The organism is Kaustia mangrovi (assembly GCF_015482775.1).
Lineage (GTDB): Bacteria > Pseudomonadota > Alphaproteobacteria > Rhizobiales > Im1 > Kaustia > Kaustia mangrovi.
Map to the genome: position 1 here is coordinate 1,294,617 of NZ_CP058214.1, position 22,999 is coordinate 1,317,615.

Consider the following 22,999-nt stretch of genomic DNA (forward strand, 5'->3'; position numbering starts at 1 on the left):
GTGTACAGAGACCGAGAAGAGGATTTCACGTGACCAATCGGATGTGGGGAGGCCGGTTCGCCGGCACACCGAGCGAGATCATGGAGGAGATCAACGCCTCCATCGCCTTCGACCAGCGTTTCTTCGCCCAAGATATCGCCGGTTCCAAGGCGCACTGCGCGATGCTTGCCGAGACCGGCATCATCTCCGCCGAGGATGCCGCGGAGATTACAGGCGGACTGGACCGGATACAACGCGACATGGAGGCCGGCGCGTTCACGTTTTCGCGCGCGCTGGAGGACATCCACATGAATATCGAGGCGCGCCTGGCGGAGCTCATCGGCCCCGCCGCCGGCCGGCTCCACACCGCACGCTCGCGCAACGACCAGGTGGCGACCGACTTCCGCCTCTATGTGCGCGACACCGTCGACCATCTCGACGAACAGCTCGCCGGCCTCCAGCGCGCGCTGGCCAAGAAGGCCGCCGCCCATGCCGACACGATCATGCCGGGCTTCACCCATCTCCAGACGGCCCAGCCGGTCACCTTCGGCCATCACTGCCTCGCCTATGTGGAGATGGCCGCGCGCGACCGCGGCCGGTTCGCCGACGCCCGCAGGCGGATGAACGAATCGCCGCTCGGCGCGGCCGCCCTTGCGGGGACCTCCTTCCCCATCGACCGCGACATGACGGCGCGGACGCTCGGCTTCGACGCGCCCATGCGCAATTCGCTCGATGCCGTGTCCGCGCGCGACTTCGTGCTGGAGACGCTCGCCACCGCGGCCATCGCCGCCACCCATCTCTCGCGCTTCGCAGAGGAGCTCGTGATCTGGTCGTCGGCGCAGTTCCGCTTCGTCAGGCTGTCCGACCGCTTCACCACCGGCTCCTCCATCATGCCGCAGAAGCGCAATCCGGACGCTGCGGAGCTGGTGCGCGCCAAGGCCGGCCGCGTCATCGGCGCGCTCGCCACCCTCATGGTGGTCATGAAGGGCCTCCCGCTCGCCTATTCGAAGGACATGCAGGAGGACAAGGAGCCCGCCTTCGACGCGCTCGACACGCTCTCGCTCGCCATCGCCGCCATGACCGGCATGGTGGAGGACATGGAGCCCGACCGCGAGGCCATGCGCGCCGCCGCCGCCCACGGCTTCTCCACCGCGACCGATCTTGCCGACTGGCTCGTGCGCGTCCTCGGCCTGCCCTTCCGCGAGGCCCATCACGTGACGGGCTCGCTGGTGTCCAGGGCCGAGCAGGCCGGTATCGACCTCAAGGACCTGCCGCTCGCGGCCATGCAGGAGGTCGAGCCGCGCATCACCGACGATGTGTTCTCCGTGCTCTCCGTGGAGGCCTCCGTCGCCTCGCGCGAGAGCCTCGGCGGCACCGCGCCCGACAATGTCCGCCGCGAGGCGGAGCGCTGGCTCAAGGCGCTCAAGGGCTAGGACCGGTTGTCCTTTGCACCGGGCGTCATTTTCGGAAGGCTGTCACGCGCCTTTTGACATTCACTGTCCGTCATTCCCGCGAAAGCGGGAATCCATGGGCTCGTGAGGGCCGTGGATCCCCGCTTTCGCGGGGATGACGATGGAAAACAGGCTCGAAAGACGTGAAATCCGTCCCTGTATTGCTCCCCCTTGGACTGCACGGCTTCGTTGGAGTACAAGGGCATCAGCATCTTGCGGCAGATCGAGGAGGGCCCGTCCAGTGCGCCAGACCGGTATCATCGCGTTCCTGATCGCGCTCGGGCTCGCGGTCGCCTCCTGCGGCGTGCGCGGCGATCTCGACCCCCCGCCCGGCGCCGACCAGCAGAAACCGGACGAGCCCTTCATTCTCGATCCCGTCATCCAGTAGCCTTCGCACCGCCACTCACAAGGCCGCCACCGCCATGCATTTCTTCGCCTACCGGGATGGCGTGCTCCACGCCGAGGACACCGACCTGCGCGCCATCGCGGAGGCCGTGGGCACGCCCTTCTACTGCTATTCCACCGCGACGCTCGAACGGCACTACCGCGTCTTCGCGGAGCCCTTCGAGGGATCGGACTATCTCGTCTGCTACTCGCCCAAGGCCAATTCCAACCAGGCCGTGATCAAGACGCTCGCCGACATGGGCGCGGGCGCCGACGTGGTCTCGGAGGGCGAGCTGCGCCGGGCGCGCGCGGCGGGCATTCCGGGCGAACGCATCGTCTTCTCCGGGGTCGGCAAGACGCGCGAGGAGATGGCCTATGCTCTGTCGGAGAACATTCTCTGCTTCAATGTGGAATCGGAGCCCGAGCTCGCGCTGCTGAACGAGGTGGCGCTCGCGGCGGGCCGGACGGCACCCGTCTCCATCCGCATCAATCCGGATGTCGACGCACGCACCCACGCCAAGATCTCCACCGGCAAGGCGGAAGACAAGTTCGGCATCTCCTGGCTCCATGCCGAGGAGGTCTATCGCCACGCCGCCGCCATGCCGGGCCTCAAGGTGAAGGGCGTCGACATGCATATCGGCAGCCAGATCACCGACCTCGAACCCTTCGAGCAGGCCTGCACGCTGATCGCCGACCTGGTGGGCCGCCTGCGCGCGGCGGGCCACGAGATCGAGCATGTCGATGTCGGCGGCGGCCTCGGCATCCCCTATCGCGACGGCGATCCCGAGCCGCCCCGGCCGGAGGTCTATGCGCAGCTCGTCCGCCGCTTCTTCGAGCCGCTCGGCTGCCGCATGATCATGGAGCCGGGCCGCCTCATCGCCGGCAATGCCGGCATCCTGGTGACCAGAGTGGTCTATGTGAAGCACGGCGACGCCCGCAGCTTCGTCATCGTCGATGCCGCGATGAACGACCTGATCCGCCCGACGCTCTACGAGGCCTATCACGAGATCCGGCCGGTGGCGGAGCCCGCACCGCACGGCGACACCATCGTCGCCGACGTGGTCGGCCCGGTCTGCGAGAGCGGCGACTATCTCGCCCGGCGCCGGCAGCTTGCCGAACCGAAGCCCGGCGACCTGCTCGCCGTCATGACCGCCGGGGCCTATGGCGCGGTGCTGTCGGGCACCTACAATACGCGCCGGCTGGTGCCGGAAGTCATGGTGCGCGGCGCGCAGCATTCCGTCGTGCGCCGGCGCCCGACCTACGAGGAGCTGATCGGGCTCGACAGCCTCGCGGCGTGGCAGGACGCCTGAGCCCCCTCGCGCAGATGTGAGCCCGGCCGGTTTCCGATGGGGCTGCCGCGGAGCGGGGACTCTGTGCTAGACTGTCCGGCGACATGAGCAAGACACCGGACCCGGACAGGATCCTCGCCGGTAAGATTGCGCGGGCCAAGCTCGTCCTGTTCTTCGAGGCTGTGTGGACGGCGCTGTTTCCGGCCCTTGCGATCCTAGGCGCATTGGCGCTCGCCATTCTGACGGGCGCGCTGGATCTGTTGCCGACGCTCCTGCGCCTCGGTGTCCTCGCCCTCTTCCTCGTGGCGCTCGGCTGGTCGCTGCGCCCGCTCCTCCAGATCCGCTGGCCGGGCGAGGACGACGCCCTGCGCCGGCTGGAGACGCGCTCCGGCCTGCCGCATCGCCCGGCGACCTCCTATCGCGACACCCTGCCCGACGACGAGCGGGCGCCGGCCACGAGCCAGGCGCTCTGGGCGGCGCACAAGGCGCGGCTGGTGCGCCTGCTCGACGGGCTGAAGGCCGGCTGGCCGCGGTCCGCCCTTGCCGAGCGCGACCCCTACGCGCTGCGCTACGCGCTCGCGCTCTGCCTCATCGCGGTACTCGCGCTCACCTCCGACGAATGGACGAGCCGGATCGAGCAGGCCGTCCGCCTCGACGCCCCGGCGGCGGCGCGCACGGTCTCTCTCGACGCCTGGATCACGCCGCCCGCCTATACCGGCAAGCCGCCGATCTTCCTTGCCGGCCCCTCCGCCGCCGAGGACGCCACCGCTCCGCGCGAGGAGATCATCGTGCCGGAAGGCAGCGAGCTCGTCATCCGGCTGAACGGCGCGAGCGAACCGACCGTGCGCTTCTCCGGCACGGGCCAGCAGGCCGAAACGGTCGTGCTCGACGAGCAGAAGGTGCCGCGCGCCGCCCGCGAGAGCGTCCACGAGCTGCGCGAGACGCTCAAGCGCCCGGCCTATGTGACGGTGTCCGACAATGGCGACCGGCTCGGCTCATGGGAGCTCGCCATCCTGCCCGACAGCCCGCCCAAGGCGGAGATCCGGGGGGATCCGGCAATCACGGCCTCGCGCGCCCTGCGCTTCGACTATCGCGCGCGCGACGATTACGGCGTGACCGGCCTTGAGGCGGCATTCGACCTCTCCGACAACCAGAACGGCGAGGAAGGCGTCGATTCGGCGGGCCTGTTCATGTTCGACCCGCCCGATTTCGAGATCACCCTGCCCCGCGCCAATACCCGTGAGGCCAACAGCAGCGCGTTCCGGGACCTCACCGCGCATCCCTGGGCGGGTTTCGCGGTCGACATGCGCCTGAGGGCGACGGACGCCGCCGGCCAGACGGGCACCAGCGAGCCCGTCACCTTCACCCTGCCCGAACGCGAATTCCGCGAGCCGCTGGCAAGGGCCCTCATCGAGCAACGCCGCAAGCTCATTCTCGACGCCGACCAGCAGCCCGTCGTCGCCCGAGCGCTGGAGGCCCTGACGATCTATCCGGACGGCACGATCGAGCGCAGCGGCGTCTATCTTGGCATCCGCACGGTCTATCTGAACCTGCTGCGGGCGGAAAGCCGCGAGGACATCGCCTCCGTCATAGACCTGCTCTGGGAGATCGCGCTGTCGGTGGAGGACGGCAATCTCTCGCTCGCCGAGCGCGAGCTGCGCGCCGTTCAGAAGGAGCTGGAGAAGGCGCTCGCGGAGAACGCGCCGGCGGAGCGGATCGAGGAGCTCATGGCGAAGCTGCGCCAGGCGCTCGACCGCTACCTGAAGGCCATGGTCGAACAGGCCATCCGCAATGCCCAGCGCGACGGCATGAACCCGGACGAGATGGCCGAGGCGGTCCGCCCGCAGGATCTGGGGCAGATGCTCGACACGCTGGAGAACCTCGCCCGGTCCGGCGCGCGCGACGCCGCCCAGGAACTCCTGTCCCAGCTCGACAACATCCTGCGCAATCTGCGCCCCAACCTCATGAGCCGGATGTCGCCCCAGCGGAACACGCCCATGGCCCGCGCCCTCGACGAGCTCGGACAGATGATGAACCGCCAGCAGGGCCTCATGGACGAGACCTTCCGCATGCCGGAGGAGGGAGACAGCCAGCGCGGGCAGTCCCGCAATGGCCAGAACGACCCCTCGCAGTCCCTGTCCGGCCAGCAGGGCGCGCTGGGCGAGATGCTGCGCGACTTCCTGAGCCAGCTTCAGCGGCAGGGCCTCGACGCGCCCTCCTCCCTCGGCCAGGCGGAGGAGGCGATGCGCGGCGCGACGGAAGCCCTGCGCGGCCGCGAGAAGGGCGAGGCGCTGGGCCAGCAGGGCGAGGCCCTCGACAAGATGCGCCAGGGCGCGCAGGCCATGGCCGAGCAGATGATGCAGCAGGGCGAGGGCAGCACCGGCAATTTCGGCCGCCATGGCGAGGGCAGCCGGGGCGACAATCTCGACCCGCTCGGCCGCCCCCGGCGCTGGCAGGGCGAGCAATATGGCGAGAACCGCGACGTGGTGCCGAACGAGATGGAGATCCAGCGCGCCCGGGAAATCCTCCGCTCGCTGCGCCAGAAGCTCAACGACCCCCTGCGCCCCGGCTTCGAGCGCGACTATTTCGAACGGCTCCTGCGCAATATCTATTAAGGGCGTCAGGTCCGCCCTCCGCACCCACTGCGGACCGGGACACGACCGCAAGGCCCGCCATCGGGCAAAGCATGTTCAGGGGTTCGAGGCGCCGAGATTCGTGACGGCCGTTGCGCCGAGGATCGCGCCGCCGCCATCGACCTGAAGGAGCGCGGCGCATTCCGTCGCCTCGTCGTCCATCAGCTCCTCGGCGGGCAGCGTCACCGTAACCGGTTCTCCGCTCCACATGCCGGCGGGGACGAGGCGACGCACCACATTGTAGTAGGTGAGCTCGCGCCCGCCATTCTCGCCGCGCGCGATGTCCACCGCGGTGCGCGGCATGACCATCGCCACCCAGACGGTCGCCTCGGGCACGGGCTCGCCTTCGGGGGCGGCACCCACATGGATCGTCAGCTCCTTGCCGCGATGCTCCATGGAGATCGGCACGAAGCTGTCTGCAGGGCGGGCGAGCTCGGCCTCGATCTCCTGGCGCACCTCCATCTCGCGGCTGCCGACGAAATGTTCCCGGCCATTGATGACCATCTGCGGGGTATAGACTTGCCCGTCCCCCGGCTTTCCGCATAGTCGCGCTGGCGCTTGGTGAACAGCGGCGAGCCCAGCGTATCTTTCCAGCCGAGATAGTCCCAGTAATCCACATTGAAGGTCAGGGCGACCACGCCCTCGCGCTCCGAGAGCCGGCCGAGCAGCGCGTCCGCCGGCGGGCAGGACGAGCAGCCCTGGCTGGTGAAGAGCTCCACCACCGCGACGGGCCCGGCCTCCCGGCCCGTCTCGGCAAAGGCCGGCATCGCAGCGGCGAACCCCGCCGCGGCAAGCCCTGCCGCGACCGTCCCGAGGATCTGTCTTCTGGAAAAAGCCATCATGGCAGCGAGGGTAGAGTGCCCGGCGATCGCTGGCGAGTAACGATGGAGTGAAACGTGCGTTGCCGGCCTCCAAAAGCAAGGGGCCCCGGCTTTTGCCGAGGCCCCCGAAGTGCCGTATCCCGCGTCAGGCGGCGCGCGCCAGATTGCGCAGCACATAGTGCAGGATGCCGCCGTTCCTGTAGTAGTCGAGCTCGTCGAGCGTATCGATGCGGCAGATCAGCGGCACGCTCTCCACCCGCCCGTCGGCAAACGCGATCTCCGCAGTGACGGTCGCGCGGGGTTCGAGCGCGTCGAGCCCCTTGATGTTCACCGTCTCGTCGCCCTTGAGGCCGAGCTCCTGCCAGCCCTGCCCGTCCTGGAACTGGAGCGGCAGGACGCCCATGCCGACGAGGTTGGAGCGGTGGATGCGCTCGAAGGACTGCGCGATCACCGCGCGCACGCCCAGGAGCCGCGTGCCCTTGGCCGCCCAGTCGCGGCTCGAGCCCGTGCCGTACTCCTTGCCGGCGAAGACGACGAGCGGCACGCCCTCGTCCTGATAGCGCATGGCGGCATCGTAGATCGCCATCTGCTCGCCCGACGGATAGTGGATCGTGTAGCCGCCCTCGACGCCTTCCACCATCTGGTTCTTGATGCGGATATTGGCGAAGGTGCCGCGCATCATTACCTCGTGATTGCCGCGCCGCGAGCCGTAGGAGTTGAAGTCGACCACGTCGACGCCATGCTCGACCAGATACTGGCCGGCCGGGCTGTCCTTCTTGATCGCGCCGGCGGGCGAGATGTGGTCGGTGGTGATGGAGTCGAGGAAGAGCCCCATGACGCGGGCGTTCTCCACGTCGTTCACCGCCTTGGGCTCCTTCGCCATGTTCTCGAAGAAGGGCGGGTGCTGCACATAGGTGGAGGAGGTGTCCCAGTTATAGGTGAGCCCGCCCGTGACCGCGATCGTCTGCCAGGTCTCGTCGCCCTTGAAGACATCGCCATAGCGCTCGCGGAACATCTGGTCGGTGACGGTGGAGCGCACGAGCTCGGCGATCTCCTTGCTCTGAGGCCAGATGTCCTTCAGATAGACCGGCTTACCGGTCTTGTCCTCGCCGAGCGGATCCTTGGCGAGATCGATCTGCATGCTGCCGGCCAGCGCATAGGCCACGACCAGCGGCGGCGAGGCGAGATAGTTCGCCTTCACATCCGGGTTGATGCGGCCCTCGAAGTTGCGGTTTCCGGAGAGCACCGAGCAGGCCACGATGTCGTTGTCGCGGATCGCCTCGGAAATATGCTCCGGCAGCGGGCCGGAATTGCCGATGCAGGTGGTGCAGCCATAGCCGACGAGGTCGAAGCCGAGCTTGTCGAGATCGTCCTGCAGGCCGGCGCGCTCCAGATAGTCGGTCACCACCTGGGACCCCGGCGCGAGCGACGTCTTCACCCACGGCTTGACCTCGAGGCCCTTCTCGATGGCGTTGCGCGCCAGAAGGCCCGCCGCGATCAGCACGTTCGGGTTGGAGGTGTTGGTGCACGAGGTGATGGCCGCGATGACGATGTCGCCATGACCGAGATCGTAATTCTCGCCCTTGACGTCGTAGCGCGAGGCGATGTCGTCGGCGCGATTGAACTCCGACTCCATCACGCGGGCGAAATCCGTCGACGCGTCCGTCATGGCGACCCGGTCCTGCGGACGCTTCGGCCCGGCAAGGCTCGGCACGACGTCGCCGAGATCGAGCTCCAGCGCATCGGTGAAGGCCGGGTCCGGCGTGTCGGCGGTGCGGAACATGCCCTGCGCCTTGGCATAGGCCTCCACCAGCGCGATCACGTCGTCGCCGCGGCCCGTCGCCTTCAGATAGTTCAGCGTGTCGTTGTCGACGGGGAAGAAGCCGCAGGTCGCACCATATTCCGGCGCCATGTTGGAGATCGTCGCCTGGTCCTCCAGCGACAGATTGCCCAGCCCCGGCCCGTAGAACTCGACGAACTTCCCGACCACGCCCTTCTGGCGCAGCATCTGGGTGACGGTGAGCACGAGGTCGGTCGCCGTCACGCCCTCATTGAGCTTACCGGTGAGCTTGAAGCCGATCACCTCCGGAATGACCATGGAGATCGGCTGGCCGAGCATGGCGGCCTCCGCCTCGATGCCGCCCACGCCCCAGCCAAGCACGGAGAGCCCGTTGATCATGGTGGTGTGGCTGTCGGTGCCGACAAGGGTGTCGGGGAACGCATAGGAGACCGTCTCCCCATTCTCCGACACGTCCTTGGTCCACACGGTGCGGCCGAGATATTCGAGGTTCACCTGGTGGCAGATGCCGGTGCCCGGCGGCACGACGCGGAAATTGTCGAAGGCGTCCTGGCCCCATTTGAGGAAGGTGTAGCGCTCGCCGTTACGCTCGTATTCGCGCTCGACATTCCGCTTGAACGACGTCGGCGTGCCGAAATAGTCCACCATCACCGAGTGGTCGATCACCAGATCGACCGGCGCCAGCGGGTTGATCTTCTCCGGATCGCCGCCGAGCGCCGACATGGCGTCGCGCATCGCGGCGAGGTCGACCACCGCCGGCACGCCGGTGAAATCCTGCATCAGCACGCGCGCCGGACGGAACGCGATCTCGTGGCTGGACCGGCGCTCCTTCGCCCAGTCGGCCATCGCCTGGATGTCGTCCTTCGTCACGGAGCGGCCATCCTCGTGGCGCAGGAGGTTCTCCAGCAGGACCTTCAGCGAGAACGGCAGCCCGGACACGCCGTCCAGCCCGTTCTTCTCCGCCTCCTTGAGGTCGAAATAGGCGTAGGTCTTGCCGTTGGCCTGAAGCTCGCGGCGGCAATTGAAGCTGTCGAGGGAACGGGTCTCGGTGGTCATGTCTCGGTCGGTCCTCCGGGTTTCGGACGGATTCGCGGGGCAGGCGGTCTCGATCACCGGCGGGGCGGGCGCCCCGGAGCGAACTGGCGTGAACGAAACGGCCGCACTCGGATCATCGGCGCCTTCTATAGTCGGAATTCGATCTTCTTTAAAGTGGTGGCGAACACGCTTCGTCTCAACCGTGCGTCCGAAACGGTTCCGGACCGGTCTCCACGATCCGCACCCCTCCCCTATAGAGGGAAATTGACAAATCAATGCACTCATTGATTGAATCGACGAATGACTGCACCGGGACAGCGGCCCGATGGCGGAGGAGACCTGACGGGGGCATGACGAATCTGGCCGTCTATTCCGTTCTCGTCGGACCGACAGGCGTCGGGCCCGCGCCCGTTCCGCCCAGCAACAGCTACGACCTCGTTCTGTTCACTGACGATCCGGATATCACCGCAGAGCACTGGGACGTCCGGTTGATCGACACGCACGGACTCGACAGCGCACGAGCCGCGAAACGGGCGAAAATCCTTGCCCACCGCTATCTTCCCGACCATGACTGGAGCCTCTTTCTCGACACCGGCATCGCGCTTGAGGCAGACCCCGTCGACATGCTCGAGCGCTATGCCGGGTCGGGACCGTCCTTCTTCTCCTTCCGCCATCGCGACCGGATGTGCCTCTACGAGGAGGCCGAAGCCGTCATCGAGCGGGGCGAGGAGGACGAACGGCGCGTGCGCGAACAGGCCGACCATTATCGCCGCCTCGGCTTCCCGCACCGATTCGGCCTGATCGCCGGCGCCCTGCTCCTGCGCCGGCACAATGACCGCGCGGTCATGGAGGTCGCGGAGGACTGGTACGAGCATCTCCTGCGCTATTCCGCCCGCGAGGAGCTGGCCTTCGCCTTCGCCGCATGGCGGCACGGCTTCGAGCCCGGTCATTTCGACGGCGACATCGCCGACAATGCCTGTATCGCCCCCTCCCCCGATCGGCGCGCAGGCGGACGGGCGGCAGGTTCGATCCGGCCGCCTATCGCTGGCTGCACCGCAGCAAGGAGGATCGCGCGGCAAGGCCGGACAATGGCCACGGCACCGATCCGGACCTGTTCCCCGCACCCAGCACGCAAGACTGGGCCCTGCGCAAGCGCGCCAACCGGTATCGGTGCGACAAGGGTACGATCTACTACAGCGCCAACGGCTATGCCGACATCTACGAGCTCTTTCTGAAGGACCGGCGCATGGAGCCCCTGAGGCTCCTCGAAATGGGCCTCCTGCGCACCGATATCCAGGAACGCAATCCGGGCGGGCCCCACGCGTCGGTGCCGAGCCTTGCCATGTGGCGCGACTATTTGCCCAACGCCACGATCTACGGCTTCGACATCGCCGACTTCTCCGCCGCCCCGGCAATGCCCGGCGTCCACATCCTGCGCGGCAATTCCGGCCGGCTGGAGGATCTCGACAGGCTCATCGCGCAGTCCGGCGGGCTGTTCGACGTCATCGTCGACGATGCGAGCCACGCCTCGCACCACCAGCAGATCGCGCTCGCCCGCCTGTTTCCAAGGCTCCGGCCGGGCGGGCTCTACTGCATCGAGAACCTGCACCACCAGCCGGCCGGGATCGAGCCCGGCAATGCGGTGAGGACGCTCGATCTCCTGCGCGCGCTCGCCTGTGGCAGGGGCCGGGAAACCCCGCATCTCGACCGCCACGCGCTTGCCGAGATCAAGGCAGCCATCGCCGACATCGCCTTCTACGACAGCCTCGACCGGAGCTTCGGCGAGATCCACCGCGACGCCCTCGCCATCCTCCGGCGCCGATAGAGCGCTTTGCCGATAGAGCGCTTTCAGGAAAAGTGGAGACCGCTTTTCCGGTTCGAAAGTGCGGCGATACAGGGATCTGGAGGGCATCGAGCGAACAAGAGTTCACGAAATGCGCTCCAGCGCCCTGTCCGGTCGGCCTGTGCCGGCCCGTATCCCCTAACGCTTTGCGAAGCCCCGCGCCATCCTGTAGAGGGATGGGGACAGCGGCGTTCGAGGGTCGGGCCGTCCGATGGAGCTACAGATACGCGATCTCACATGCGACCGCGGCGGGCGGCGGGTATTCGCCGGCCTCAGCCTCGCTGTCGCCGGCGGAGAGGGGCTGCTGCTGACAGGCCCGAACGGCTCCGGCAAGACGAGCCTTCTACGCGTCATATGCGGGCTGGTGGAGCCCGTCTCCGGCACCGTCTCGCTCTCCGGCAAGCCGGACGATCTCTCCATCGGCCAGCTCAGCCACTATGTCGCCCATGCCGATGCGGTAAAGCCGGCCCTCACGGTGCGCGAGAACCTCGCCTTCTGGGCCCGGTTCCTCGGCGGCGGGGATGTGGACCGGGCGCTGGAGGCCTTCGATCTCGACGGGCTCGCCCCCTATGGCGCGGGCCTTCTCTCCTCCGGCCAGAAGCGCCGGCTGGCCCTTTCCCGCCTCGCGCTCGTCACCCGCCCGATCTGGCTGCTCGACGAGCCCTCCGTCGGCCTGGACACCGCCTCGCAAAAGAGGCTCGCGGGCCAGATGGAGGCCCATATGGCCCGCGGCGGGATCGTTCTCGCTGCCTCCCATACCGGGCTCGGCATCGACTTCGCCAAAAGTTTCGACATGGGCCGCGCCGGCGCGCGAGACGCGGCCGCATGAGCATGTTCGCCGCCATCGCCGCGCGCGACATCCGGCTCGTCCTGCGCCAGGGCGGCGGGGTCGGAACGGCCATCGGCTTTTTCCTGACCGTCGTCGTTCTGGTTCCGCTCGGCATCGGACCGGACCTCCAGCTCCTGTCGCGCATCGCTCCGGGCATGCTGTGGATCGCGCTCCTGCTCTCCGTCCTGTTGTCCGCCGACCGGATCTTCCAGGCCGACTACGAAGACGGTTCGCTCGAGCTCATGAGCCTCGGGCTCCTGCCGCTCGAGCTCGTCGTGCTCGCCAAGGCGCTCGCCCACTGGGTCACGACGGTCCTGCCGCTGGCCATCGCCGCGCCGGTGCTCGGCCTGTTGCTGAACCTGCATCCGAGCCTCTTTCTCACCCTCGGCGCCGCTATGATCGCAGGCTCGGCGGCCCTCAGCCTGCTCGCCGCGGTCGGCGCCGCGGTGACGGTCGGTCTCAGGCGCGGCGGGCTCATTGTCTCCATCCTGATCCTGCCGCTCTATGTGCCCGTGCTGGTCTTCGGCCTGAGCGCGACGGCCGGCGCCACGGTGACGGCGGACATGTTCTCCGCCTCCATGCTGATCCTCGTCGCCCTGGCGCTCGCCGCCCTCGTCCTGTGCCCCATCGCGGCGGCCGCCGCCCTGCGCGCGCATTTTCACTAGCGCGTCACCCGCCGGCAGCGCCGACATGGCCGAGAACGAAGCGAACGCGCTCCTCCACGGAGGCCAGCGGCAGCGCGACAAACTCGTAACCCGCCGCCGAATAGGCCTCGACCATCGCCTCGTGGGTGCGCACCGCCTCGTCGAAATCCTGCTTGCGCTCCCCGTCCTGCGCGAAGATCGCCTCCCAGGGCGGGGCGATGAAGACGCGCCTGTTGTAGCGGTAGAGCGCGGCCGCCCGCCGGACATGGTCCGCCACGGCGAGGCCGGAGAGCCGCAGATACCCGATGACGTCGGGCACGCCCCGGTCGAAGAAGACCGGACCGTCCTGCCCGAACGCCATGGCATGGGACCGCAGCTCCCAGCTCAGCATGAGCTCTGCGAAGGCGCCGCGGTCGGCCCAGGGCAATGCGGAGCCGCCAATGGCGCTCTGCGCCTGGATGATGGCCCGGCCGGCCTCCTCAGATCGTCGATAGCCGAGCCTCTCCAGCGCGGCGATCAGCGTCGTCTTGCCCGATCCGGGCCCACCGGTCAGGACGAAGAAGCGGTCTGTGTCTGCACTCATTGTCGGGAACGTCTCCTTGCTGTGAACGGTGCGAGGGGGGAGGATTCGTGCAGCCCGGGTGCGGAAAACTGCGGGGAGCGGAACGAAATGGAGACCGGGCCACGAGGCCGCATTGCGTCCGTGCGCGCGACGGGATAGACCAGCGCCATGCAGCGCTATGCCAATCCAACGCGGTTCATGGCCCTCGCCCGCACGCTCGTCCCGTGGTGCGCGGCGGCGACCGTCCTGCTGTTCGCCGTCGGGCTCTATGGCGGCCTCGTCACCTCGCCGCCCGACTACCAGCAGGGGGAGACGGTGCGGATCATGTATATCCACGTCCCGGCCGCCTGGCTGGCGATGCTCGTCTATACGGTCATCGCGGTTTCAAGCGCCGTGGCGCTCATCTGGCGCCACCCGCTGGCCGATGTCGCCGGGCGGACGGCAGCCCCCATAGGCGCCTGCTTCACCTTCCTCGCGCTCGTCACGGGCTCGCTGTGGGGCAAGCCCATGTGGGGCGCATGGTGGGTGTGGGACGCGCGGCTGACCTCCGTCTTCGTGCTGTTCCTTCTCTATCTCGGCTATATCGGCATCTGGCAGGCGATCGAGCATCCGGGACGGGCCGCGCGTGTCGCGGCGATCATGGCGCTCGTCGGTTTCGTGAACGTGCCGATCATAAAGTTCTCTGTGGACTGGTGGAACTCCCTTCACCAGCCCTCCAGCGTGCTGCGCATGGACGGGCCGACCATCGCCCCCTCCATGCTCTGGCCGCTCATCGTCATGGGGCTTGCCTATTTCGCCCTGTATCTCACATTGCACCTTGTCGCGATCCGCACCGAGATCGTGAACCGGCGCATCAGGGCGATGGAGATCGCCGCTGTGCAAGGGTAGAGACAGGGAGAGAGGCATCGCGAGGGATGTCACTGGCTGGCGACCATATCGGATTCGTGATCGCGGCGTATGCGGTCACCGCCGTCGTGCTTGTCGGGCTCGCGGCCGCTGTCGTGCTCAACGACCGGGCCAAGGCGCGCAGGCTCGCGGCGCTGGAAGCACGTGGCGTACGGCGGCGCAGGCCATCGCCCCCGGTCGGCAGCAAGCAGGAACACTGAGGGATGGCTGACAAGGTCGATACCCGGGACACTTCCGACGCACCGCGCCGCCGGCGCCCATGGCTGACACTTCTGCCCGTCGGCATCTTCGTGGCGCTCGCCGTCGTCTTCCTCCTGCGGCTGGAGGGCGGGGATCCGAGCAAGGTCCCCTCGCCGCTCATCGGCAAGCCCGTACCCGATTTCGCCCTGCCGGGCCTTTCCGGCCTGAAGAGCGAGGGTATTCCCGTGCCGGGCTTTTCCGCGGCCGACCTGAAGACCGGAAAGGTCACTCTGGTCAATATCTGGGCCTCCTGGTGCGTGCCCTGCCGCGACGAGCATCCCATCCTCATGCAGCTCGCCTCGCGCCAGGACATCCGCGTCTTCGGCATCAACTACAAGGACAAGCCGGAGAATGCGCGCCGCTTCATCGGCCTTCACGGCAACCCCTTCGAGGCCGTCGGCGTCGACGAGGACGGCCGCGCCTCCGTCGACTGGGGCGTCTACGGCGTGCCGGAGACCTTCGTGGTCAACGGCAAGGGCGTGATCACGTTCAAATGGATCGGACCGATGTCGCCGGAGATCGCGAAGGACAAGATCATCCCGGCGATCGAAGCGGCGCAGGGCGGCGGCTGACGCCCGGAAGCGCCCCGCCTCCCCCGGTATTCAGGCCTTGCGACGGCGCTTGGCGGCGCTATCGTTGCGCGCCGTCTCCTCCGCGTCCATCTGGGCGCTATGGGCATCGCTCAGGGCGCCGAGCGCCTCCAGGAAGGCCTTGCGCAGATCCGCCGGCACGGCCTGAAGCACCAGCCTGTCGACCTCGGCCGCGCCGGGCTGGGCGGCCTGCAGTGCGCGCCGTCCGGCCGCGGACAGCTTGATCGTATAGGTCCGGCTGTCCTCGCGCGTACGCCGGCGCTGGACATAGCCCTGCTTGAGCAGCCGGCCCACCAGATCGGCAAGCGTCGACCGGTCGATCCCGGTCACCTTGACGAGACGTGTCTGGCTTGCCCCCTCGTTCTGGGCGATGGCCAGCAGCACCGTGAACTGGCGATGGGTCAGCCCCCGGTATCCAACCTCGTCGGCGAAGAGATTCGCCGCATATTGCGTCGCCCGCTTCAGCAGATGATAGGGCGACCCGTTCAAGTCCTCGATTTCAGTACGTGTTGCCATGGAATACGATCCCTAACGCGCCACCGCAAGCGGCGACAACGTGCCCCCCAATACATCGCCGACCCAGCCCGTTGGCGATGAACCTCGTCAGCATACCCCATGGGGAGGGTAATACGCATATGCGCGGTGGCAAGGGGCTATTGTCACAATTCTTTGCCTACCGTTCCGGATGCACGCCGCCGCCCGTGCATGGCCGTCCCCGCCGGATCAGCCCTCCGGAGAGCGTTCCTCCGCAAGCGCATGGCGCTGGAGAAGGCCGATCTGCGTGAGCGCGAAGACGAAGGTCAGCGGCATGATGCCGAACACCTTGAAGTTCACCCACATATCGGTGGACACATTGCGCCAGACAACCTCGTTGAGCAGGGCCAGAACGAGGAAGAAGGCGCCCCAGCGCAGGGTCAGCTTGCGCCAGCCCTCATCGGTCAGCGCGAAGGATTCGCCGAAGACCGGCTTGAGCAGCGACCTCTCGAAGGCGAGCCCGCCGATCAGGATGAGGCCGAACAGGACGTTCACGATGGTCGGCTTCATCTTGATGAAGAGCTCGTCGTGCAGGATGAGCGTCAGCCCGCCGAAGCCCACCACGAACACGCCCGTCACCAGCGGCATGACCGGTACGCGCCGGGCAACGAGCCACGAGACGCCGAGCGCCACCAGCGTGGCAACCATGTAGGCGCCCGTCGCCTCGAAGATGCCCCAGCGCGCATTGGCCAGGAAGAAGACCGCCAGGGGCCCGACCTCGACGGCCATCTTGAAGAGCGGGTTGAGGGGCGGTCGATCCGTGTCAGCCATGGGCCACCTCATTCGAGCCCGGCGATGGCGCGCGCAAAGGCGTCGGCCTCGAAGGGCTGGAGATCGTCGACCCCCTCGCCCACGCCGATGGCGTGGATCGGCAGGCCGAACCGGTCGGCGATCGCCACGAGGATTCCGCCGCGCGCTGTACCGTCGAGCTTGGTCATGACCAGCCCCGTCACACCGGCGGTCTGCTGGAAGATATCCACCTGGTTCATGGCGTTCTGGCCGGTCGTGGCGTCGAGCACGAGGAGGACGGCATGGGGTGCCGTCTCGTCCTGCTTCTTGAGGACCCGCACGATCTTCTGGAGCTCGGCCATCAGGTCGGACTTGTTCTGCAGCCGCCCGGCCGTGTCGATGATCAGGACGTCGCGGCGCTCCTCGCGCGCCTGCTTCAGCGCGTCGAAGGCGAGCCCGGAGGCATCCGCCCCCGTCTCGCGCGAGACCACGGGAACGCCGGTGCGCTCGCCCCAGACCTTGAGCTGCTCGACCGCGGCGGCGCGGAAGGTGTCGCCGGCGGCCAGCATGACCGAACGGCCCTCGCGGGAGAACTGCGCGGCAAGCTTGCCGATAGTCGTGGTCTTGCCCGAGCCGTTGACCCCCACGGTGAGGATCACGAAGGGCTTGTGCGCCTCGTCGACGGCGAGCGGCGTGGCAAGCGGAGACAGGACGGCGGAGACCTCCTCCGCGAGCACCGACTTCACCTCCTCCGGCGAGACCTCCTTGTCGTAGCGCCCGGCGGCCACCTTCTCGGTGATCCGCATCGCGGTGTCGACGCCGAGATCGGCCTGGATGAGGATGTCCTCCAGATCCTGGAGCGTGTCGTCGTCGAGCTTGCGCTTGGTGAAGATGTCCGCAATGCCGCCGGTGAGCGAGCGCGACGATTTGGAAAGCCCGTCCTTGAGCTTCTGGAACCAGCTCCGGCGCGGCGTGCCGCTCTCCTCCTCCGGCGCTGCGTCATCAGGCCGCGGCAAGTCGGGCACCGGCTCGCGAGCCTGTTCGGGAACGTCCTGCTCTCCGACGGTTTCCGGAAGGACCTCGGCAGGCTCGGCCGCAGCGGCCGCCTCCTCCGCAGATACCTCGGCAATCGGCTCGCCGCCATCGTGCTTCGCAGCAGCAGGCCCCTCCACCTCCGGCTCAGCGGCCTCCGGCGCATCCTCGACCGGCGCCTCGTCCGGGCGCTCCTCCTCTCGCCCGGGCACAGCCCGGTCACGGCCGAACAGCCGCTTGAGGAACCCCGTCTCGCGCTTCGTCTCGCTCATGCCGCCAGCCGCCCCTCGAGATGGTCGGGGGTCGCTGCCGTGATCTCCGCCTCCACGATCGCGCCCGGATCGAGCGGCATCTCGAAGGAAACCGGCGCGTAGTGGGGCGTGCGGCCCATGGTGCCCGTCTCCACGAGCACCGGATGGCGCACGCCGACCTGTGCGCCGAGATAAGCCGACAGCCGCCGCTCGCCGGCCGCGCGCAGCCTGGCCGCCCGTTCCCTGACCACCGGCCCGGGAAGCTGCGGCATGCGGGCCGCCGGCGTTCCGGGCCGCGCGGAGAACGGGAAGACGTGCAGGAAGGTCAGCCCGCATTCGTCCACGATGGCGAGCGTGTTCTCGAACATCGCGTCGGTCTCTGTCGGAAAGCCCGCAATGAGGTCCGCGCCGAACACCGCATCGGGCCTCAGGCGCCGCACCTCCTCGCAGAAGGCGATGGAATGGTTGCGCAGATGGCGCCGCTTCATGCGCTTCAGGATCATGTCGTCGCCGGCCTGGAGCGAGAGGTGGAAATGCGGCATCAGCCGCGCCTCCTCCGCGATGGCTGCCATGAGATCCCCGTCCGCCTCGATGGAATCGATGGAGGAGAGCCTCAGGCGCTCAAGCTCCGGCACGAGCTTCAGGATGCGTCTCACCAGCGTGCCGAGCCGGGGCTTTCCAGGCAAATCCGCGCCATAGGAGGTGATGTCGACCCCGGTCAGCACCACCTCGCGATAGCCGCCCGCCACCAGCCGGCGGATCTGGCCGACCACCTCGCCCGCCGGCACCGAGCGCGAATTGCCGCGCCCGAAGGGAATGATGCAGAAGGTGCAGCGATGGTCGCAGCCATTCTGCACCTGCACGAAGGCGCGCGTGCGCTCGGTGAAGCCGTCGATCATGTGGGAGGCGGTCTCGCGCACCGACATGATGTCGTTGACGCGCACCTTCTCCTCCGCCGAAACGCCGAAATCGGCGGGCTTCAGGCGGTAATTCTCCGCGTCGAGCTTCTCCTCGTTGCCGAGAACGAGATCGACCTCGGGCATCCGGGCGAAACTATCCGCATCGACCTGCGCGGCACAGCCCGTCACGATGATGCGGGCCTCGGGATTGTCGCGGCGCGCCCGGCGGATCGCCTGGCGGGCCTGGCGCTGGGCTTCCGCAGTCACCGCACAGGTGTTGAAGACGATGGCGCCCTCGAGCCCCGCCTCGTCCATGCGCGCGCGCATGACTTCCGACTCATAGGTGTTGAGCCGGCAGCCGAAGGTCACGATGTCGCTGCGCGCGGTCATTGGGGTATCGAGCTCAAGCGTCGGTTCCCGCCGGCTCGACCGTCGATGCCGGCAAGGTTCCCTCATAATCATATGAGAGCGGCCCTGTCATCAGGATATGGCCGTCGCTCTCGCGCCAGTCGAGCGAGAGATCGCCGCCGGGCAGCGTCACACGCACCTTCCGGCCGGCAAGGCCGTTGCGCGCTGCCGCCACCGCGACGGCACAGGCCGCCGTGCCGCAGGCTCTCGTAAGCCCCGCGCCGCGCTCCCAGACGCTCAGCACGATGTGGCCCTCGTCGGCCACATGGGCAAGCGAGATATTGGCGCGCTCGGGGAAGATCGGATGATGCTCCAGCACGGGGCCGAACCGGGCGAGGTCATATGCGGCGACGTCTCCGACCCAGAAGATGCAGTGCGGATTGCCGACATTGACCAGGCTCGCAGGCCCCAGTTCCGGCACCTCCGGCCCCGTGTCCAGCACGACCGCGCGCGTATCCTCGACAGGGCGGGCGAGCGGGATCTCGTCCCACCGGAAGCGCGGCGTGCCCATATCGACGGTCGCGAGCCCCTCGCCCGGCCGGGTGCAGCGCAAGAGGCCGGCATTCGTGCCGATCACGACCTCCGGCTTTCCGGTCTCCGAGATCAGCAGGTCGGCGACGCAGCGCGTCGCGTTGCCGCAGGCGTCGACCTCGCTGCCATCGTTGTTCCAGATGGCCATGAAGGCGTCCATGTCGCCGCTCGTCGGCGGCGCGACGACGATGAGCTGGTCGCAACCGACGCCGGTCTCCCGGTCGGCAATCGCACGCACGGCCGCGCTGTCGAGCGCGACAGGGTGCGCCCGTGCGTCCAGCACGACGAAGTCGTTGCCGAGCCCGTTCATCTTTCGGAACGGTATGGGACGAGCCTTGTTCATGGTCCCGGTTATATGGGGATAAACCGCATGAAGGCCAGCCTCTTTGTGGTCCCGGCGGCGAAGCGGCGCAACCGCGGCCGACCGCATGCCACGGGCCGCGAACCTTGACGTGCGCACAATTTTAGGGATTTAGAAGAGTACAAACGATAAATTGACCGAACGCCAGGCGCGGCATCCGGCCATAGTCCCGGATAATGCACCGATCCGACTTCCAGCGGATGGACGCCTTCCGATGCAGCTCGACTTCGTCACGCTCTATGTTGTCATCCTGCTGAATTCGCTGACGCTCAGCATCATCTGGGCGGCGTTCTGCTACATCTACCGGGGGTTCACGGCGGCACGCTACTGGCTCGCCTCCACGGCAATGTCGACGGTCGGCGGCCTGGCCCTGTCTCTGGAAGGGCTCGGCGTCGGGCTTCCCACCACGACCCTCGGCAATTGCCTGGTCGTGTTCAGCTTCTGCCTGACATGGACGGGCGCGCGCGTGTTCTACAGCGAGCCGCCGCGCTGGCGCGCCATCGGGGCCATCATGGCGGCCAGCCTCGTGGCCATGCTCTTGGCGGGGACGACCGCGCGCCCCAGAACATCGCCTATGCTGTGAGCCAGATGGTGCCCATCGCACTGACCATGGGCTTCCTGCTGCGCCGCGAGCACAAGACGCTCGGCGTGCTCGTGGCGATATGCGCGACGGTGCTCGCCCTTGTCGGCCATGTCGCCGAGACCGGCATGAATGGCCTGCGCGTCACCGGCGACCTCTCCGTGGAGGACTACTACACCTACGCCGCCTTCGCGCTGCTTGCCGTGGTCTTCGGCGGCGCAGTCTGGAACATCGGCTTCATCCTGATGGCGTTCGACCGGCTCTATGTCGAACTGAAGGGGCTGGCGGCGCAGGACGAGCTAACCGGCCTGCCCAACCGGCGCAGCCTCATGGAAACCGCACGGCGCTACGAGACGCTCGGCGGCCATGTGAGGTTCGGCTTCTCCGTGCTGATGATCGACATCGACCGCTTCAAGGAAGTCAACGATTGCTACGGCCATGCCGCGGGCGATGCCTGCCTGAAACACTTCGCCAGGCTGACGGTCCGGTCGCTGCGCAAGGAGGACACGCTCGCCCGGCTCTCCGGCGACGAGTTCTGCGTCCTCCTGCCGGGCATCGACCTGCCGGAAGCCGGCGAGGTCGCGCAGAGGCTGGTCGACAGCGTCACCCGCTCGCCCTGCGGCTGGAACGGCAATATCATCGACATGTCGATCAGCATCGGCATCGCGGAATGGTGGCCGGAACCCGGCACCAGCATCACCGGCGTGCTGGAGAAGGCCGATGCGGCTCTATACCGTACCAAGCGGCGTGGCGGAAACGGCTATTCGCTGCCGGGCACGGATGGCGATCCGGCCCGGCCGGCCGCAAAGCCGAAGATCAGCCTGGTCCAGTGACGGCCGGCGACGCATTCGCCCCCCATTTCCATTGACTTTGCGGCGTCCTTGCGCATAAAGTCCGCACGCTTTCTGCCCAAGACGCCTGTCGTCTTCGAGCCGCCGCCCTGCCCATGGACCAAGGAGACCGTCCGGGAGGCAGGGGGGTCAACACCCGCCAGCGAGGATTCGCCCGCGGGTGATGTTGGCGTTTGGCGGAGGGCACACCAGATGTGGTTCACCGGACCGTTCCCGACCCGCATCGCCCGAGAGGCCGTAGATGTTTGAGACACTGCAGGACCGCCTGAGCGGCATATTCGAGACGCTCACCAAGCGCGGCGCGTTGAGCGAAAGCGACGTCAACGCCGCCATGCGCGAGGTGCGCCGCGCGCTGATCGAGGCGGACGTGGCACTGGAGGTCGTGCGCTCCTTCATCGACAAGGTGCGCGAGCGTGCCGTCGGCAAGGAGGTCATCCGCTCGGTCACGCCGGGCCAGATGGTCATCAAGATCGTCCACGACACGCTGGTGGAGACGCTCGGCGCGGAGCCCGAGCCCGTCGACCTTCAGGCCGTGCCGCCGGTCGCCATCATGATGGTCGGCCTGCAGGGCTCCGGCAAGACGACGACGACCGCCAAGCTCGCGCTGCGCTTCACCCAGGAGGACAAGAAGAAGGTCCTCATGGCCTCGCTCGACACGCGCAGGCCCGCCGCGCAGGAACAGCTCAAGATTCTCGGCGAGCAGGCCGGTGTCGACACGCTGCCCATCGTGCCGGGCGAGGATCCGGTCCGCATCACGCGGCGCGCGCTCGATGCCGCCCGCCTCGGCGGCTACGACGTCGTCATGCTCGACACCGCCGGCCGGCTCCATGTCGACGAGGAGCTGATGCGCGAGAGCGTCGAGGTCCGCGACATCGCGAAGCCGCACGAGACGCTGCTGGTCGCCGACGCGCTGACCGGCCAGGACGCGGTGAATGTCGCGCGCAGCTTCGACGAGCGTGTCGGCGTCTCCGGCATCGTCCTGACCCGTGTCGACGGCGACGGGCGCGGCGGCGCGGCGCTCTCCATGCGCGCCGTTACCGGCAAGCCGATCAAGCTTCTGGGCACGGGCGAGAAGCTCGACGGGCTGGAGATCTTCCACCCCGACCGCGTGGCCAACCGCATTCTCGGCAAGGGCGACGTGGTGAGCCTCGTGGAGAAGGCCGCCGCCACGATCGACGCGGAAAAGGCCCAGGCCATCGCGGAGCGCATGAAGAAGGGCTCCTTCGATCTGGAGGACCTCGCCGAGCAGCTCAAGCAGATGGAGCGGATCGGCGGCATGTCCGGCGTGCTCGGAATGCTGCCCGGCATCGGCAAGATGAAGAAGCAGATCGACGCGGCGAACATGGACAATTCCGTGATGACGCGCCAGCTCGCCATCATCAACTCGATGACGCGCAAGGAGCGGCGCCAGCCGAAGGTTCTGAACGCCTCGCGCAAGAAGCGCATCGCCGCGGGCTCCGGCACCGAGGTCCAGGACGTCAACAAGCTCCTGAAGATGCACCGCCAGATGGCGGACATGATGAAGAAGCTCGGCAAAAACAAGGGAATGCTCGGCGGCCTGTTCGGCGGTGGCAAGGGCATACCCGACATGGCCGAGCTCGCCGCGGGTGCCGGCGGGGCCGGCGGCGCGATGCCCGAGCTCGGCCCCGACGGCCTGCCCAAGGGGCTCTCGCCGGACGCGCTCCAGAAGGGGCTCGGCGGTCTGCCGGGCGCCGGCGGCAAGGGGTTTCCCGGACTGGGCGGCGGCCCCCTTGGCGGCATGCCCAAATTCCCCGGAAAGAAGAAGTGACTATCGACGTTGGTTAGGAGAAACGGAAAA

The 22,999-nt window shown here is 67.7% G+C and carries 21 protein-coding genes and 1 pseudogene; 14 read left to right on the forward strand and 8 right to left on the reverse strand.

Going from position 1 to position 22,999, the window contains the following annotated elements; all coding sequences use genetic code 11:
* Window positions 1–29: 29 nt before the first annotated feature.
* The 4 genes from argH (at window position 30) to HW532_RS06175 (ending at window position 5,718) form a co-directional block, all read left to right on the forward strand.
* Window positions 30–1,412 (forward strand): argininosuccinate lyase, encoded by a 1,383-nt coding sequence (gene argH / locus HW532_RS06160; RefSeq protein ID WP_213163550.1) that lies wholly within the window; start codon window positions 30–32, stop codon window positions 1,410–1,412.
* A gap of 259 nt (window positions 1,413–1,671) precedes the next feature.
* Window positions 1,672–1,818 (forward strand): LPS translocon maturation chaperone LptM, encoded by a 147-nt coding sequence (lptM, locus tag HW532_RS06165; protein WP_213163551.1) that lies wholly within the window; start codon window positions 1,672–1,674, stop codon window positions 1,816–1,818.
* A 34-nt stretch (window positions 1,819–1,852) separates the two neighbouring features.
* Window positions 1,853–3,124, forward strand: coding sequence for a diaminopimelate decarboxylase (lysA, locus tag HW532_RS06170; RefSeq protein ID WP_213163552.1), 1,272 nt, complete (start codon window positions 1,853–1,855; stop codon window positions 3,122–3,124).
* 83 nt (window positions 3,125–3,207) lie between these two features.
* Entirely contained in the window at window positions 3,208–5,718 is a 2,511-nt protein-coding gene (locus HW532_RS06175; RefSeq protein WP_213163553.1) for a TIGR02302 family protein, read from the forward strand.
* A gap of 75 nt (window positions 5,719–5,793) precedes the next feature.
* On the opposite strand, the pseudogene HW532_RS22350 reads toward HW532_RS06175, so the two are convergent.
* Window positions 5,794–6,734: pseudogene (locus tag HW532_RS22350) on the reverse strand (DUF1223 domain-containing protein).
* Window positions 6,703–9,411, reverse strand: a complete 2,709-nt coding sequence (gene acnA, locus HW532_RS06185; protein ID WP_213163555.1) for an aconitate hydratase AcnA — start codon at window positions 9,409–9,411, stop codon at window positions 6,703–6,705. Before acnA ends, HW532_RS22350 begins: the two are co-directional and overlap by 32 nt.
* 329 nt (window positions 9,412–9,740) lie before the next feature.
* On the opposite strand from acnA, the gene HW532_RS06190 reads away from it, so the two are divergent.
* From HW532_RS06190 to ccmB, 4 genes are all read left to right on the forward strand, one after another.
* The gene (locus HW532_RS06190; protein ID WP_213163556.1) at window positions 9,741–10,625 is read left to right on the forward strand and encodes a glycosyltransferase domain-containing protein; all 885 of its coding nucleotides are present in this window, start codon (window positions 9,741–9,743) and stop codon (window positions 10,623–10,625) included.
* 11 nt (window positions 10,626–10,636) lie between these two features.
* Entirely contained in the window at window positions 10,637–11,215 is a 579-nt protein-coding gene (locus HW532_RS06195; protein ID WP_213163557.1) for a class I SAM-dependent methyltransferase, read from the forward strand.
* Between the two features lie 229 nt (window positions 11,216–11,444).
* A complete protein-coding gene (gene ccmA / locus HW532_RS06200) occupies window positions 11,445–12,062 on the forward strand; it encodes a heme ABC exporter ATP-binding protein CcmA (RefSeq protein ID WP_213163558.1) in 618 nt (205 codons plus the stop codon).
* Window positions 12,059–12,727 (forward strand): heme exporter protein CcmB, encoded by a 669-nt coding sequence (gene ccmB, locus HW532_RS06205; protein ID WP_213163559.1) that lies wholly within the window; start codon window positions 12,059–12,061, stop codon window positions 12,725–12,727. The genes ccmA and ccmB overlap by 4 nt, the downstream gene beginning before the upstream one ends.
* Before the next feature lie 4 nt (window positions 12,728–12,731).
* On the opposite strand, the gene HW532_RS06210 is transcribed toward ccmB, so the two are convergent.
* Window positions 12,732–13,289, reverse strand: coding sequence for an AAA family ATPase (locus HW532_RS06210; protein ID WP_213163560.1), 558 nt, complete (start codon window positions 13,287–13,289; stop codon window positions 12,732–12,734).
* Window positions 13,290–13,436: 147 nt separating this feature from the next.
* Here HW532_RS06210 and HW532_RS06215 point away from each other — a divergent pair, with 147 nt between their 5' ends.
* From HW532_RS06215 to HW532_RS06225, 3 genes are read left to right on the forward strand one after another with little or no spacing between them, the layout of a single operon-like run.
* Window positions 13,437–14,156, forward strand: coding sequence for a heme ABC transporter permease (locus tag HW532_RS06215; protein WP_213163561.1), 720 nt, complete (start codon window positions 13,437–13,439; stop codon window positions 14,154–14,156).
* A gap of 26 nt (window positions 14,157–14,182) precedes the next feature.
* Complete coding sequence (gene ccmD, locus HW532_RS06220; protein ID WP_213163562.1) at window positions 14,183–14,374, forward strand: heme exporter protein CcmD; 192 nt, start codon at window positions 14,183–14,185, stop codon at window positions 14,372–14,374.
* A gap of 3 nt (window positions 14,375–14,377) precedes the next feature.
* Entirely contained in the window at window positions 14,378–14,986 is a 609-nt protein-coding gene (locus tag HW532_RS06225) for a DsbE family thiol:disulfide interchange protein (protein ID WP_213163563.1), read from the forward strand.
* Window positions 14,987–15,016: 30 nt separating this feature from the next.
* On the opposite strand, the gene HW532_RS06230 is transcribed toward HW532_RS06225, so the two are convergent.
* The 5 genes from HW532_RS06230 to dapF all read right to left on the reverse strand — a co-directional run bounded on the left by HW532_RS06230 (window position 15,017) and on the right by dapF (window position 19,731).
* A complete protein-coding gene (locus tag HW532_RS06230; RefSeq protein WP_213163564.1) occupies window positions 15,017–15,520 on the reverse strand; it encodes a MarR family winged helix-turn-helix transcriptional regulator in 504 nt (167 codons plus the stop codon).
* A gap of 207 nt (window positions 15,521–15,727) precedes the next feature.
* Window positions 15,728–16,309, reverse strand: coding sequence for a septation protein A (locus HW532_RS06235; RefSeq protein ID WP_246479578.1), 582 nt, complete (start codon window positions 16,307–16,309; stop codon window positions 15,728–15,730).
* 8 nt (window positions 16,310–16,317) lie between these two features.
* A complete protein-coding gene (ftsY, locus tag HW532_RS06240) occupies window positions 16,318–17,571 on the reverse strand; it encodes a signal recognition particle-docking protein FtsY (RefSeq protein WP_213163566.1) in 1,254 nt (417 codons plus the stop codon).
* On the reverse strand, window positions 17,568–18,839 hold the full coding sequence (gene mtaB / locus HW532_RS06245) for a tRNA (N(6)-L-threonylcarbamoyladenosine(37)-C(2))-methylthiotransferase MtaB (RefSeq protein WP_213163567.1): 1,272 nt from the start codon (window positions 18,837–18,839) through the stop codon (window positions 17,568–17,570). Before mtaB ends, ftsY begins: the two co-directional genes overlap by 4 nt.
* 13 nt (window positions 18,840–18,852) lie before the next feature.
* Window positions 18,853–19,731, reverse strand: coding sequence for a diaminopimelate epimerase (gene dapF / locus HW532_RS06250; protein ID WP_213163568.1), 879 nt, complete (start codon window positions 19,729–19,731; stop codon window positions 18,853–18,855).
* Between the two features lie 232 nt (window positions 19,732–19,963).
* On the opposite strand from dapF, the gene HW532_RS06255 reads away from it, so the two are divergent.
* From HW532_RS06255 to ffh, 3 genes are all read left to right on the forward strand, one after another.
* Window positions 19,964–20,332 (forward strand): hypothetical protein, encoded by a 369-nt coding sequence (locus tag HW532_RS06255; protein WP_213163569.1) that lies wholly within the window; start codon window positions 19,964–19,966, stop codon window positions 20,330–20,332.
* 5 nt (window positions 20,333–20,337) lie between these two features.
* Entirely contained in the window at window positions 20,338–21,162 is an 825-nt protein-coding gene (locus HW532_RS06260) for a GGDEF domain-containing protein (RefSeq protein WP_246479942.1), read from the forward strand.
* A 259-nt stretch (window positions 21,163–21,421) separates the two neighbouring features.
* Entirely contained in the window at window positions 21,422–22,969 is a 1,548-nt protein-coding gene (gene ffh, locus HW532_RS06265) for a signal recognition particle protein (RefSeq protein WP_213163571.1), read from the forward strand.
* Window positions 22,970–22,999 lie beyond the last annotated feature (30 nt).